Below are 14,144 nucleotides of genomic sequence, written 5' to 3' on the forward strand. Positions count from 1 at the left end.
GTGGGAACGATCAAAGCAGGAAGGTAAGGGTTATTTCTTCATGATCGAAGTGAAGAGCTCGGATTCGAGGAAGCGCTGCAACCAGGCCTGCAACCGAACATAAGGCGTCTGCGCAAACCACTCACGATCAACATGCGCAAACTGCCGCACGAACGGCAGCAGGGCGATATCCGCCAGGCTGGCATGATCGGCCAGCAAGTACTGACGATCGGTCAGCAGCTCATTCAGCCTCTGCAAGAACAACGCCCCCTCAGCCCGATAAACTTCCATCGGCTGCTCCGGGTAGCGCTCGGCGTATTTGTAGCGATTCAAGTGCAGCTTGAACCCCTGATCATTCGCGTCGATCAATTCAGCAATCCGTGAGTCGTCATCCAGCAGCCAATCTTGCGGATCATTCTGCGCCAACGCCCAGCGCATGATCTCCAGACTCTCGTCGATCACTCGGCCACCGGCATCCAGCACGGGTACTGTGCCCTTGGGCGAGATCGCCAGCATCTCGGCCGGTTTGGCCTTGAGGCTGACTTCGATGATGTCCACCGGCACACCCGAATAGCGCAACGCCATCCGCGCCCGCATCGCGTACGGGCAGCGGCGGAAGGAATACAGCGTGTTCATTTCACCTCCAGGGTGCTCAACCCGTTGCCCTGACGCTGCACCTGAATCTGCACCGGGATCCGCTCGTGCATTTCCTGCACGTGGGAAATCACCGCGACCTTGCGGCCCTGCGCCTGCAACCCATCGAGCGCATCCATCGCCAGTTGCAACGACTCAGGATCGAGGCTGCCAAAGCCTTCATCGATAAACAGCGATTCGATTTTCAGCGTGCTCGACGCCATCGATGCCAGACCCAGCGCCAGCGCCAGCGACACCAGGAACGTCTCGCCGCCGGACAACGAATGCACCGAGCGCAGCTCATCGCCCATTTCCGTGTCCATCACCAGCAGGCCGAGCATGCTACCGCCGCGTTTCAAGCGATAGCGTTTGACCAGTTGGCGCAGTTGCACGTTGGCGTGATGCACGAGCAAATCGAGGTTGTAGGCCTGGGCGATCTTGCGGAAGGTGTCGCCGGTCGCCGAACCGATCAAGGCACTCAATCGCGCCCAGCGCTGATATTCGGCATAGGCCGAGGCGATCTGCTGTGCCAGCGCCTGATTGGCGTTCTGCCGGCGCTGGTCTTCGACCTGTTCGGCACGCAGTTCGGCGCACTGTTGCTCGCTGACGGTGAACTGGTTTTGCAGGTCGGTGAGGGCGCTGGCCAGTTGTTCGGCATCGAGGTTGCCGTTGTGCTGGGCCTGATGATCGAGCAGACGCTGGTCACGTTCCTGCAGCAACACCTTGGCCTGTTCGATGGCTTTTTCGTTGTGCTGCAAGCGCTGGCGCAGTTCGGCGACTTGCGCGTCATCGACCCGTAACAGATCTTCGAGGCCACCGTCATCCAGCTCCGGATGGCGGGCGCGCCAGTCGGCAATCTTGCCGGCCAGATCCTGCTCTTCGCTTTGCAGCGCCTGCAAACGTTCCTGCTGCGCCTTGAGTTCGGCGGCGATCTGCACAAGTTGCGTGCGCAGGTTTTGCAGTTCCTGCGCGGTGCCGGTTTCGCTGTTGCGCGCCTGTTCGACCGCTTGCTCAAGCTGCTGCTGCCAGTGCTCGGCGCTGCTGTGCTCGCCGAGCAATTGCGCGACTTTCTGCTGGCAGGCTTGCTGTTGTTCGGTCAGCGCAGTGAATTGCTGTTCGGCGCTGAGCAACTGTTGTGCACGGGTCTGCTGGCGATCCTGTTCTTTCTCCAGCGTCTGTTGCCGCTGTTGCTGCTCGGCCAGTTCTTCTTTCTGCTGCTCGACCTGCGCCAGGCGCTCGGCGATCTGCCGGTCAAGTTGCATGAAGGTCGCCGCCGGCTCCTGGCGCAAGGCTTCCAAGGTGTCGGCTGGCAGCAGATTGCCGAACGCGCTGAGTTCTTCGTCGAGGCGCTGACGGTCGCTGCTCAGCTCGCGCTGCTGGTTGCTCAGGTGCTGCGCCGCTTGCTGGTGCGCAGTTTCGGCCTGGCGCAATTGCTGGGTCAGCCGCGCGGCGTCCTGTTGCAGGGTGAGCAGGGCGCTCTGGCGTTGTTCGTCCTGAGTGATGCTCTGGTTCAGTTGCTCGTTTTGTCGGGCGAGCCAGGCATCGCGCTTGTCGGCGTCCTGATTGAACAACTGCGCGGCCAGCGGATGCGCGTCGAGGCTTGGCGCCAAGGCTTGCTGCTGGCTGACCAGTTGTTCCTGCTGTTGCAGCAATTCTTTCTGCTGAGCAATGACGCCAACGACTTCGGCGCGCAGTTCAGTGAGTTTTTCCTTGAGCTGATCGACGACTTTCTGGGCATTGGCCTGCTCGCTTTCATCATGACGGCCAAGACTTTGCAGCAGCGCTTCGGGCTGATGATAGGGATGCTCGTTGCTGCCGCAGACCGGGCACGGCTGATCGTCCTGCAACTGCGCGCGCAATTCTTCGACACTGGCACTGCGCGCCAGCCGCTGGCGTTCAAGCAGTTCGCGGGTGACGTTAAGGGTTTGCTCGGCGACGGTCAGCTCGGCTTTGGTTTTCACGCCATCCTGCGTCAGCCGCTCGCGTTCCTGCTGGGCGCTGAGCTGACGTTGTTGCAGCTCACTGTTGCGTTTGTCGAGATCCTGTTGTGTGGCCCATAGGCGTGACAGGTCTTCGAAAGCGCGCAATTGCTTGCGGTTGTCCTGCAACAGCGTGCCAAGGAGGCCGATCTGTTCGGCGACGGCATCAGGTTCGGCGCCGGCCTCCTTGAACAGCACTTCAAGTTGCTGTTTCTGCGTGGTCAGCTCTGCGGCGCTGCGGGTGGCGTTTTCTTCGAGGCTCGCCAGTTCCGCTTGGCCCTTGTTCAAGCGATTGCCGATCAGCATCAGCTGTTGCAGGCGATCGCGGTAGGCATTCCACGCGTCACTCAGCGGCGCCAGATGAGCGCTTTGCTCAAGTTCGGCGGCGATGCGCTGCAGGCGCTCGGCGACCTGAGTCTGTTTTTCCTGCAAGGCTTGAATGGCATTCTGGCCCTCGGTGCAAGCCTGCTGCGCATTGAGCTTGGCTTCGGTGCTTTGCGCGACATCCTTGGCCAAGCGGGCGAGGGTGCTTTGTTCTTCAAAGGCCTGACGCAACAGCGGTGCGTTTTCGCTTTGCCGTTGTTGCGCGTCGCTCAGGGCGACTTTCGCCGCCTCGAGGTTTTGTTCCAGCTGCGTCTGGCGCTCAGTCAGTTCGGCATGTTGCCGGGTATGCGCGGCGATTTGTGCGGCTAACGGCGCCAACAGCGCATCGAGTTCGCTTTTGCGCGCGAACTGATGCCGTTGCGGTCCGAGTTGCTCCAGGCGCGTCAGTTTCACCCGTTCGCCGGCCAGACCTTCCGCTTGCTGCTGGGCACTGTGCAGTTGCTCAGCGGCGGCTTGCTGCGCGTCCTGCAACACACGTAAATCCTTGAGCCAGCCGTGCTGTTGCTCAAGCTGCTTGAGCTGCGCCTGCTGCAACTTCATTTGCTGTTGCGCGGCATTGAAGCGCTCATCCAACTCGGCCCGCGCTTCGGGCGCCAACGGGGTCACGCCGGTGGCCTGATCCTGCAACAGCTTGTGTGCTTCGCGGGCCTCTTTGGTCTTGTCGAAGGCGCGGCGGCCGAGGCGGGTGTACAGCGCGGTGTCGGTGAGTTTTTCCAGCAGTTCGCTGCGGTCGTTGTCGTCGGCTTTCAGGAACGCGCTGAACTCGCTCTGGGCCAACAGCACGGCACGGGTGAACTGTTCGAAGTTCAGGCCGAGCGCAGCTTCCAGCTGAGTTTTGTATTCACCTTTCTGGCTGGCGAGCAGTTGATCCTGATCGATGTCGCGCAGGCTCTGCCGGCTGGCCTGCAACTTGCCGCCGGCCTTCTCGCGCGCACGGTTAGCTTCCCAACGTGCCCGATAGCGACGGCCATCGACACCGACGAAATCCACTTCGGCATAACCTTCGCCGGTACCGCGACGCAGCAAGGTGCGCGGGTCGCCGGTGGCAATTTCGCCGTCGGCATCGGGGACTTTGGCGTCACGGCCAGTGTTGTTCAGACGCGGCACCGCGCCAAACAACGCCAGGCACAAGGCGTCGAGCAAAGTACTTTTACCAGCACCGGTCGGGCCGGTGATCGCAAACAAACCGGCGCTGGCCAGCGGTTCAGCGGTGAAATCGATCTCGAACGGCCCGGCCAGCGAGGCGAGGTTTTTCAAGCGAATGGCGAGAATCTTCATGGCTGCTCACCCTCCAGTTGCACGTCCTGCAGCAGTTCGGCGAAGTCCTTCAGCGTCTGCTCATCGACCTCGTTGCCGTAGTTGTCGAGCCAAGCGCGGCTGAACAGTTCTTGCGGGGTGAGTTGGTCGAGTTCGATCAGTGCGCTGCCGTCCTCCGAGCCATCAACACCACGGTTGCCGGCGTATTCGGCGGCGATGCGCACCAGGCGTACGGCTTTGCCTTGCAGCGCGCTTTCGACTTGATGGCGCAGATCCGGTTGCGGCTCGTCGAGGGTGACGCGCACTTCCAGCCACGGCTGGCGTTGGGTTTCGGCGAGCAAGTCGATGTTCGGTAGGTCGGCCAGTTGCAGCAGGATTTCGGCCAGCGGTGCCGGGCCGATGCGTTGCAGATTGACCGAGCGCGGGATCAGTTTCGGCTCGACGCTGACCAGGGTTTCGCCGTCGAGGGTGACGTCGAGGATCTGGTGCTGATAGCTGATCTCCGAGAACGACAACGGAATCGGCGAGCCGCTGTAGCGAATGCGTTCTTCACCGTTGACCTTCTGCGGCTTGTGCAAATGGCCGAGGGCGACGTAGCTGATACTCGGCCCGAACAGGCTGGCCGGCAGGGCTTCGGCGTTGCCGATGATCAGGCTGCGCTCGGAGTCTTCCGACACCGAGCCGCCAGCCATGTGCGCGTGGCTGATGGCGATCAACGCCTGACCGGGTTTGCGCTTGGCGTTGGCGGCTTCGATCAGCCATTCATGCACCTGACCGATGCCACGCAAATAGTTGTCACCCAGATGCGCGCCAGTCACCTCCGCCGGGCGCAGGAACGGCAGCGCCAGGCACCACGCGGCGACTTCACCGGTTTTATCCGGCAACGGCAGCAGCAGGCGTTCGGCATCCAGTTGGCCGTCATCCAGCCACAACACCCGCCCCAGCGCATGGGTGCGCAAACGGCGCATCAGCGGCGCGGGCAATTCGATCCGCGAGCCGGAATCGTGGTTGCCGGCAATCATCACGATGGTCAGCAACGGCTGCTGCTCGTGGGCGCTGACGATGAAGTCGTAGAGGCGTTCCTGAGCTTTGACCGGAGGATTGACGGTGTCGAAGATGTCCCCGGCGATCAGCAGCACATCCGGCTGCGCCAGTTGCAGTTGGCGCAGCAGCCATTCGAGGAAGCACGCATGCTCGAAATCGCGCTCCTGGCCGTGCAGGTTTTGCCCAAGGTGCCAGTCGGAGGTGTGGAACAGACGCAAGGTGGACTCCGCAACAATTAAATAGGTGATGGCCGCGAGGAAATGATGGGCGGCGAAAGAGGGGAGAGTTTACAGATTATTGCGGCGGGAGGGCTTTTCGGGGAGGGCGCGCGCGATCGCGTCGATTTCAAAAATTGACCCCCTGACACCCACTGCCTACCATCGTGCCACTATATTGATATCGTTTTCGCTGCGTGCGAATCACCGCTGGTTGACCCGGAGGAGAGCGGAAAGGCGCGTTGAAGGTTTGTTCTTGTGCATGCATTTGAAATGACGACACAAAGCGCGTTGGGTAATGCTACGTGACGCTATTGTGATGGGGGGAGTAGTAATGAATATTGGCACTGGTGTTGACTTGCAAGGGTGGCTGGTAATTGTAAGTCATAAACTATTCCTTATTCCGGAAGCCTATTCCGAAAACTATGAGGATGGTGAACGCTATGAGATTTCAAGGCCGGAGATAATATTTGCTGTTGCAGAGTTGGTTCTTCCGCTCGGCGGTGGGAAAAGCTTTATATTTCACAGGTCAAAATTGTCGGGAGTTGTGGTCGGCGATTCGCCGATCAAAATAGATCCAGTGTTTCTGTCTGTTGAGGAGAGAGGACGTGGATATATTTCCATAGATGTTGCAGCTGCTTCTCTAGATAAATACAGAGAACGCTATCAGGCTTTTTTTGAAAAGGGACGTTCGGGTAATTCAAATGACTGGTTGGACTATTTATAAGGATGTAATCGTCTGCCCTCTGGAAATGGCTGGTGAACATTAAACCTGCGCATCAATCTGCGTGCCGCCGATTGCCTTTAGCCTTTTTTAATTTTTAGCAAAATCAAAAGATCGCAGCCTTCGGCAACTCCTACACATACCCTCTGTAGGAGCTGCCGGAGGCTGCGATCTTTTGCTTTTACTTCGGATAAAGCGGCGGTAACCCGCTATCACCCACCGGATCCTGCACCCGTTCCGCCGCCGGAATCGTGCGAATCGCCCGCCACAAATCCTCACCCTGCCAATGCTGGCCCGTCTCGCTGTACAGCGCACCATTCAACCCATCCAGCGCATCCGACAGCGGCACAAACCGCGCCGCCATGTCCGCCAGGGTTTCCGGCTGCTGCCGCGCCCACGCATCCAGTGCCTGCCGCGTCGCTTGCGGGTCATTGGCCTGGCTCGCACGCTTGATGTCATCCATCAACGTGCGCGGGCTCGGGCCGGTTTGGGCGGCGCGGTGCACCGCCGGTTGCCAGCGTGCGCGCCACCACAGGCCGAAGCCGAGGAGGGTGGTGCAGGCGAGGGTCAGGGTGCTGAGTTTCCACCACCACAGCACGTCGTTATCGACGGCGCTCACTTGCAGGTTGCCGGCCGGGGTGTCGACTTGCAGGCTCGGGTTGTTGGCCACTTGCAGGGTGCGTGCGGGCAGGCTGCTGTGTTCAAGGTGATCTTCGAAGGTGTTCCACCAGACCACGTCCACCGTCGGCAAGTCGATGGCGCCGCTGCGACTTGGCACCAGGGCTTCGCGTTCTTCGCGGCTGCCGACAATGCCCCGGTCAGTGCTCTGGTTGCTCAGCACCGGTTGGTCGGGGTAACGGCGCAGGCCGTTGACGTCGGTGGCGGGCAGCGCCGGCAATTGCGAGGCGGCCAGGCCTTCGACTTTCAATGTCAGGCTGCGGGTCAGGGAGTCGCCAACCTGAGTGTGTTCCGGTTCCGGGTTCCAGCTTTCGCTAAGGCTCAGGCTGCGCGCGGGCAGCCATGGCGCGTCGACCGGATAAGTCAGGGGTTTGGGTTTCACGGTCAGGGGGATTTCCGCAGAACTGACGCGCATCAGTTTGCCCGGTTTCGGCCCCTGCGCATTGGCATCCTGAGACGGCTGCGTATCGACCAGTGTGGCGCTGAAGGTCTGCGGCGCGATGGTCAGCAAACCGCTGTGCTGCGGGTAGATCGCATAGCGCATTTCGATCACGCCATGGCGCACACCGTTGAGGTCTTTTTCGTAGGTACGCGTGTCGCCAAGCTGTTCGATGCGCGCATCGGCGATTTGCAGCGGCGTCAGGCTGCTGTCGTCGTACAGCGACACCGAATGGTAGATGCGCAGGGTCAGGATCGCCTGCGCCTGCACATAGACGCTGGACTGATCGAGGCTGGCTTCGATGAACACCGGATCAAGGCTGTTCTTATTCTCGCGGGTATCGCTTTCGACCACTTGCACGGTGATCGGCTGGCTCTGCGCGTCGCCCAGTTGCAGCGGCGGGATCACCACGCTGCCGTTCTCTTTCGGCAGCAGAGTGATGATCCAGCGCGTGGTCGCGCGGTTGTCACCGTTGAGGGTGTTGAGCTGGTTGACTTGGCGCGTACCGCGCACTTCGAACAACGCTTCCAGCGCGGTCAGATCGGGCTTGCCGAACTGGGTGACGTCGCTGGTTTCGAGGGTGAGTTCGACCGTCTCGCCGGAGTTCAGGCGACTGCGATCCACACTGGCTGTGAGCTCGGCCGCGTGGGCGGTGGCCGTGCAGAGCAGCAGGGGCAGCAAGAGAGCGGTGAAGCGGGTCATCGAGTGTTTTCCTGATCCTGATGTTGTTGCTGTTCGTACCAGAATTTGCGTCGGAGCAATTCGCCGGGGTCGTCGGGGATCTTGCCCAGCCATTGTTCCAGTGCCTGACGTTGCTCGCCTTCGAGGTTGTCTTCACTCGGGCGCAGCGTCGGCACGGTGTCCGTTTGTTCTTCTTCGTCGCTGCCCGGTACTTCGTTGGGGCCTGGCTGCGGCGGCGTGGTCGGTGGCGGTTCGCTGGCCGATTCGCTCGGTTGCGCCTCGCTCTGGGTTTCACTTTTTACCGCCGGTGGCGGTGCGGTCGCTGGCGGTGGTTCGTCGCCCGGCAGACTTTGCTGTTCACTCGGTTTGGTGTCCGGCTCGGCGGGCGGCGGTGTGTTTTTCTGCTTGAGCAGGTTTTCCACCAGCGCCTTGTTGGTCTGCGCCGGACGCAAATCCGGTTGCAGCTCCAGGGCCTGTTCATAGGCGTCGATCGCCGCTTCCAGCTCACCGCTTTTTGCCAGGGCGTTGCCACGATTGTAGTGGGCGCGAGCATCGCTGCCTTCGGCGAAGCGCTGGGCGGCGCCACTGTAGTCGCCGGCCTCGTACAACGCCACCCCTTGCCACTGATGATCGTCAAAATGCTGCGCGGCTTCGATCGGGCGCTTTTGCTTGAGCAAATGCAGGCCCTGTTGGTCGGGACGCAGCCACAGGTCTTCGAAGTCAAAAGCGTAGCTGGGCTGCGGCAAGCAAAACAGCAGCGGCAGGCAGAACAGCCAGCCACGGCGCCCGGCGCAAGCGGCGAGCAGCAATAGCGGCAACAGCAGCCAGTAACCCTGATCGGCCCAGGTATCCAGGCGCACGGTCTGGCCGTCGTCGCGCAAGCTGCGCGGGCCGTTGAGCAGGCCGAGCGCGCCAAGATCCGCTTCGTCGAGGCGTGCAGGATGGTATTCGCCGCCAACACTGTTGAGGAATGCGCTCAGGCCCGGACTGTCGAGTTGCGGCACGCGGATCGCGCCTTGTTCGTCCTTGAGGAAACTGCCGTCCTCCTGGGCAATCGGCGCACCTTCGGCGGTGCCGACGCCGAGCATCAGCAGTTGTGCCGACTCACCGTTGAGGGCACGCCGAATACCCTGGCGTTCCTCTTCATTCAATGATGAGCCGATCAGCAGAATTCGCCCCTGACCGAGCGCGCCCTGTTTCAGCAGGGCCAGTGCTTTGGCAACGGCCAGATCGGCGCGATGGCCGCTTTCCGGCATCAACGAAGGCTTGAGCGCATCAAGCAAATTGCGACTGGTCGCCAGGTCATCGGAGAGCGGCACCAGCGTGTGCGCGCTGCCGGCGTAGACGACGATCGCGGTCTGCGCATCGCTGCGCGCCTGCAACAGGTCGAAGAGCTTGCGCCGCGCCTGTTCCAGTCGCGTCGGCGGCGAGTCGGTGGCGAGCATTTCCGGGGTCAGTTCCAGTACCACCACCAACGGATCGGCGGGCTTCTGGCTGGTCTGTTCGACCCGTTCCCAGCTAGGCCCGAGCAACGCCAGAACCGTCAGCAGCCAGGCCACGCCAAGGGCAACCCACGGCAGTTTGCTGTCGCGACCGCTACCGCCGCTGAGCAGGGTGGCATGAAACGCCGGCGGAAGAATCATCTGCCAGCGCCCGGCACGCTTCTGCCGGTGCCAGAGTTGCCAGATCAGCCAGCCCAGCAGCGGCAGCAACAGCAACCACCACGGACGGAACCAGTGCGGCCAGAGCGCGATCATCGACGCCTCCGCAGACGCAGGCGCTTGAGACGCTCGCGCCAGTCAGGTAGCGGACTTTGCAGATACAGCTCCTTGCTGAACAGCCGTTGCAGCGGGTTGTCCGGCCACAATTCACGGGCGACCAGCAACAGGCTCAACCACAGCGCCAGCGCCAAAGGCCAGTGATACAAGGCTTGCGCCGGACGGGCCTGGGTCGGTTGTTGGGTCACCGGTTCGAGTTGATCGAGGGTGTCCTTGATGGCTTGCAGTTCCTTGCCATCGTGGGCTCGGAAATACTGGCCGCCGGTGACCTCGGCGATGGCTTTGAGCGCTGGTTCGTCGAGATCCAGACTCGGGTTGACCCCAAGCAGACCGGTCGAACCGCTGTCTTCAGGATTGGCGCCGATGCCGATCGGGTAGATTTTTACGCCTTCGCTCGCAGCGAGTTTTGCCGCCGTCAGCGGATTGATTTCGCCGCCATTGTTGGCGCCGTCAGTCACCAGAATCAGCACGCGACTTTGCGCCGGACGCAGGCGCAGGCGTTTAAGCGCCAGACCGATCGCGTCGCCGATCGCAGTGTTCTTGCCGGCAATGCCGATCCGCGCCTCGTCGAGCCAGACGCGTACGGTGTGGCGATCAAAGGTCAGCGGCGCTTGCAGATACGCCTGACTGCCGAACAGGATCAGGCCGACCCGGTCGCCATCGCGGCTTTCGAGGAAGTCGCCGAGCAAATGCTGAACCAGCGACAGACGACTGACTTCTTCGTCCTGCCATTGCATATCGGGGAAGTCCATCGAACCGGACACGTCCACCGCCACCAGCAGATCACGCCCGCTGGCAGCAATCGGCAGCGGTTCGCCGAGCCATTGCGGGCGGGCGGCGGCGGTCAGCAGCAACAGCCACAACAGCATGAACGGCGCTTGCTGACGCCACGCCGGCAGATTGGCGCGGGCGCGACGGCGGGCGAGGCCTTCCAGATCGGCGAGGAAGCTGACTTTCAGGGCGGGCTCGCCACTGTCGGCCACCGGCAGCACCAGACGCATCAGCCACGGCAGCGGCAACAGCACAAAGATCCACGGCCAGGCGAACTCAAACATGTTTGCGAATCCACGTGTCGACCGCCTGGGTCAGGCCAGCGATGGCTTTGTCGTCGAGTTTGCATTCCGGTTTGTACGCGCCTTCAACCAGTACCATCCATCGCGTCAGGCCGGCCGCCGGGCAACGGTTGTCGAGAAAGGCCAGCCATTTACGCCCATTGAGGGTGTGGCTCTGGCTGTAGGGGTAGTGGTTGCGGCACAGCCGTTTGAGCAGGCCGTTGAGTTGTTGCAGCCAGGCACCGGCCGGGGCGCCGTCGTAGGGTTTGGGCATCTGCGCCAGTTCGGCGAGCGCGGCGATACGCACGGGGTCCAGCGGTTGTTCGGCGCGCACGATCGGGCGTTTTTTCATCGGAATGAAACGCCGCAGCTTCCACACGGCGAAACCCAGCAGCGGCAACAACAGAAGCAGCAGCCACCAACCCGGCGCCGGCGGCCAGAAGGCAATCGGTGGCGGCGAGATCAGCGGTTGCAGTTGTTCGAGGCCGTTCATCGACCTTTCCCCGGACGCTGCGGATTGAGGAATTCGCGCATCTGCTCGACCATTTCACTTTGCGTGCTCAGCGGCATCAGCAATACCCGCAGCTTTTGCGCGAGCAATTCCCAGCGAGCGATGCGTGCTTCGGCCTGGGCGCGGTAGGTCTGGCGCAGGTCGAAGTTGAGGGTGTCGAGTTCAAGCTGCGCGCCACGCTCGGCGAACCTGAGCAGGCCAGCGGCGGGGAGGGCGTGATCCAGTGGATCGGACAGCGGCAGCATCAGCAAATCGCAATGGCGCGAGAGCAGGCTCAGTTGCTGTTCGGCGCTGTCGGACAGCGCGCGTTCATCGCAAATCACAATCACCAGACTGCCAGGACGCAGCACTTCACGGGCCCGGCGCAGCGCCACGCCAAACGCATCGCGATCCGGTTCACGCTCGCTGTGCAGCGACTGATTGACCTTGACCAGACGATTGAGCAATTGCAGCAGGCTTTGTTTGCTGCGCCGTGGCTTGATTTCGTAGTGCTCGTTGTCGCCGAATACCAGTCCGCCAACCCGGTCGTTATGCCCGAGCGCAGCCCAGCCGATCAGCGCCGCTACTTGCGCTGCCAGTACCGATTTGAACATCAGCCCCGAGCCGAAAAACAGCCGTGTGCTTTGCTCGACCATGATGAAAATCGGCCGCTCGCGTTCTTCATGGAACAGCTTGGTGTGCGGCTCCTGCGTGCGCGCCGTGACGCGCCAGTCGATGGTGCGCACGTCGTCGCCAGCCTGATAGACCCGCACCTGATCGAAGTCGACGCCACGGCCACGGAATTTCGAGTGATGCAGGCCGATCAGCGGGCTGCGCTGGCTCGGCGTGGAAAACAGCTGCACCTCGCGCACACGGTGACGCATCTCGATCAGCTCGGCGAGGCTGACGCGGATGCCCGGTTCGGACGGCAGGGGGGCGTTCATGGGGGTCAAGCGACGGCTACGACGTCGAGAATCCGCTGCACCACCCGATCCTGATCGATGCCGGCGGCTTCGGCTTCAAACGACAAAATGATGCGGTGACGCAACACATCGAATAGCACGGCCTGGATGTCTTCCGGGCTGACGAAGTCGCGGCCGGCCAGCCAGGCGTGGGCGCGTGCACAGCGGTCGAGGGCGATCGAGCCGCGCGGGCTGGCGCCATAGGCGATCCACTCGGCCATTTCCGGGTCGAACTTGGCCGGGTTGCGCGTGGCCATGACCAGTTGCACCAGGTATTCCTCCACGGCGTCGGCCATGTACAGGCCGAGGATTTCCTTGCGTGCGGCGAAGATTGCCTGCTGGCTGACCCGGCGCTCGGGCTTGGTCTCGCCGTTCAACGCTTCGCCACGGGCCTGCTGGAGGATGCGGCGTTCGACGGCAGCGTCCGGGAATCCGATTTTCACGTGCATCAGGAAGCGGTCGAGCTGAGCTTCCGGCAGCGGATAGGTGCCTTCCTGCTCGATCGGGTTCTGCGTGGCCATTACCAGAAACAGCGGCGACAGCTCGTAAGTGCTGCGGCCAACACTGACCTGACGCTCGGCCATGGCTTCGAGCAGCGCTGATTGCACCTTGGCCGGGGCACGGTTGATTTCGTCCGCCAGCACCAGGTTGTGGAAGATCGGCCCTTGCTGGAACACGAAACTGCCGGTTTCCGGGCGATAGATCTCGGTGCCGGTGATGTCGGCCGGCAGCAGGTCAGGGGTGAACTGGATGCGATGGAACTGGGCTTCGATGCCCTCGGCGAGTTCTTTGATCGCTTTGGTCTTGGCCAGACCCGGAGCGCCCTCGACCAGCATGTGGCCGTCGGCGAGCAGGGCGATGAGCAAACGCTCGATGAGTTTTTCCTGGCCGAGAATCTGCGTTGAAAGAAAGGTTCGCAGCGCCAGCAGCGCTTCACGATGTTCCATCGGTGACTGTTCCTGGAAAGGGGTGGCCACGCGCGTTCGGATAACGCCGGGGCTGGGGGCGTTACTTTAATCCATCGCGGGGGGTGGCGACTAACGGCATTTTGCGCAAAGTGCGGGAAATGACTGGGGGAATTGTTGGGTTTTTGTAGTGGGGGAGTGTTGAGGTGGCTGTTCTGGCCTCATCGCTGGCAGCCAGCTCCCACAGGTTCAGCGTTGTGCATGCGAATTGTGCAACACATCGATCACTGTGGGAGCTGGCTTGCCAGCGATGAGGCCAGTCTGGACGCCATCAAACTTCGTTAATGAAGGTACCCGTCCCATCAAGGATATTCGTCAGGGTCTCGACCACCTCATCCATATCCACCATATCCGGGTTAAAGCTGATCTCCAGCACATCATCCCCGTTCAACGCATCGGCATCCGCCGCCGCGATTTCGATCTTCAGCAGATTCGAAGTCAACGTGACCTTCACCCCATCAAGCGTCGAAGGCTCGCCATCCAGGGTGATCTCCAGCTCGTCCTCGTCCGGGTAGCGGCTCATCAGGAACATGTCGCCCTTGTCGCTGTGGCAGCAGAGCATGGCCATGTTGTCTTCTTCGTCATCGCACGGGTTGACGATGAGTAGGGCGGTGGTCATTTGCATGAGGGGATTCCTGGTTGAGCGGGCGCGGCAGGCGGGACGCAAAAAAGGCGATTTTGCCAGCCTGAAGAAAATTCTGCTGCACATCATTGAGCCAAGGCGTGCTCTTAAGGACATTTCCTCACGGCGGGTACGAATTGTCCGACGGCCTCGTAGGGTTTCAGAAAAGGCGATGGATGGCGCAAGTTAGACGTGTTTTCGCTTGTTTTGGCGGCTTTTTCCCGGCAGATTTTATTGCTCAAACGCAAGGGAGTGCGATGGA

At 61.5% G+C, this 14,144-nt stretch carries 11 protein-coding genes; 1 reads left to right on the top strand and 10 read right to left on the bottom strand.

The genetic code is table 11. The annotated features are described in order from the left end of the window. Window positions 1-30: 30 nt before the first annotated feature. Genes QZR14_RS24595 through QZR14_RS24605 form a run of 3 tightly spaced genes read right to left on the bottom strand, consistent with a single transcriptional unit; the run spans window position 31 to window position 5,494 of the window. Window positions 31-615, bottom strand: a complete 585-nt coding sequence (locus QZR14_RS24595; RefSeq protein WP_311997968.1) for a glutathione S-transferase — start codon at window positions 613-615, stop codon at window positions 31-33. After that, a complete protein-coding gene (locus QZR14_RS24600; protein ID WP_311997969.1) occupies window positions 612-4,253 on the bottom strand; it encodes an AAA family ATPase in 3,642 nt (1,213 codons plus the stop codon). Before QZR14_RS24600 ends, QZR14_RS24595 begins: the two co-directional genes overlap by 4 nt. After that, a complete protein-coding gene (locus tag QZR14_RS24605; protein ID WP_311997970.1) occupies window positions 4,250-5,494 on the bottom strand; it encodes an exonuclease SbcCD subunit D C-terminal domain-containing protein in 1,245 nt (414 codons plus the stop codon). Before QZR14_RS24605 ends, QZR14_RS24600 begins: the two co-directional genes overlap by 4 nt. 331 nt (window positions 5,495-5,825) lie before the next feature. On the opposite strand from QZR14_RS24605, the gene QZR14_RS24610 reads away from it, so the two are divergent. Further along, window positions 5,826-6,218, top strand: coding sequence for a hypothetical protein (locus tag QZR14_RS24610; protein WP_250605409.1), 393 nt, complete (start codon window positions 5,826-5,828; stop codon window positions 6,216-6,218). 178 nt (window positions 6,219-6,396) lie between these two features. Here the strand turns inward: QZR14_RS24610 and QZR14_RS24615 are convergent, their stop codons facing one another. The 7 genes from QZR14_RS24615 to QZR14_RS24645 all read right to left on the bottom strand — a co-directional run bounded on the left by QZR14_RS24615 (window position 6,397) and on the right by QZR14_RS24645 (window position 13,885). Continuing rightward, complete coding sequence (locus tag QZR14_RS24615) at window positions 6,397-8,034, bottom strand: BatD family protein (protein ID WP_311997971.1); 1,638 nt, start codon at window positions 8,032-8,034, stop codon at window positions 6,397-6,399. Next, window positions 8,031-9,770 (bottom strand): tetratricopeptide repeat protein, encoded by a 1,740-nt coding sequence (locus QZR14_RS24620; RefSeq protein WP_311997972.1) that lies wholly within the window; start codon window positions 9,768-9,770, stop codon window positions 8,031-8,033. The genes QZR14_RS24615 and QZR14_RS24620 overlap by 4 nt, the downstream gene beginning before the upstream one ends. Further along, window positions 9,767-10,846, bottom strand: coding sequence for a vWA domain-containing protein (locus tag QZR14_RS24625; RefSeq protein ID WP_311997973.1), 1,080 nt, complete (start codon window positions 10,844-10,846; stop codon window positions 9,767-9,769). The genes QZR14_RS24620 and QZR14_RS24625 overlap by 4 nt, the downstream gene beginning before the upstream one ends. After that, the gene (locus QZR14_RS24630; protein ID WP_038369283.1) at window positions 10,839-11,336 is read right to left on the bottom strand and encodes a DUF4381 domain-containing protein; all 498 of its coding nucleotides are present in this window, start codon (window positions 11,334-11,336) and stop codon (window positions 10,839-10,841) included. The genes QZR14_RS24625 and QZR14_RS24630 overlap by 8 nt, the downstream gene beginning before the upstream one ends. Next, on the bottom strand, window positions 11,333-12,277 hold the full coding sequence (locus QZR14_RS24635; RefSeq protein WP_093437905.1) for a DUF58 domain-containing protein: 945 nt from the start codon (window positions 12,275-12,277) through the stop codon (window positions 11,333-11,335). The genes QZR14_RS24630 and QZR14_RS24635 overlap by 4 nt, the downstream gene beginning before the upstream one ends. Window positions 12,278-12,282: 5 nt before the next feature. Next, window positions 12,283-13,242, bottom strand: a complete 960-nt coding sequence (locus QZR14_RS24640) for an AAA family ATPase (RefSeq protein ID WP_007913915.1) — start codon at window positions 13,240-13,242, stop codon at window positions 12,283-12,285. A gap of 289 nt (window positions 13,243-13,531) precedes the next feature. Beyond that, window positions 13,532-13,885 (bottom strand): hypothetical protein, encoded by a 354-nt coding sequence (locus tag QZR14_RS24645; RefSeq protein WP_038369287.1) that lies wholly within the window; start codon window positions 13,883-13,885, stop codon window positions 13,532-13,534. Between the last annotated feature and the right edge of the window lie 259 nt (window positions 13,886-14,144).

The sequence above is a fragment of the Pseudomonas sp. rhizo66 genome (genome assembly GCF_031931925.1).
Classification (GTDB): domain Bacteria; phylum Pseudomonadota; class Gammaproteobacteria; order Pseudomonadales; family Pseudomonadaceae; genus Aquipseudomonas.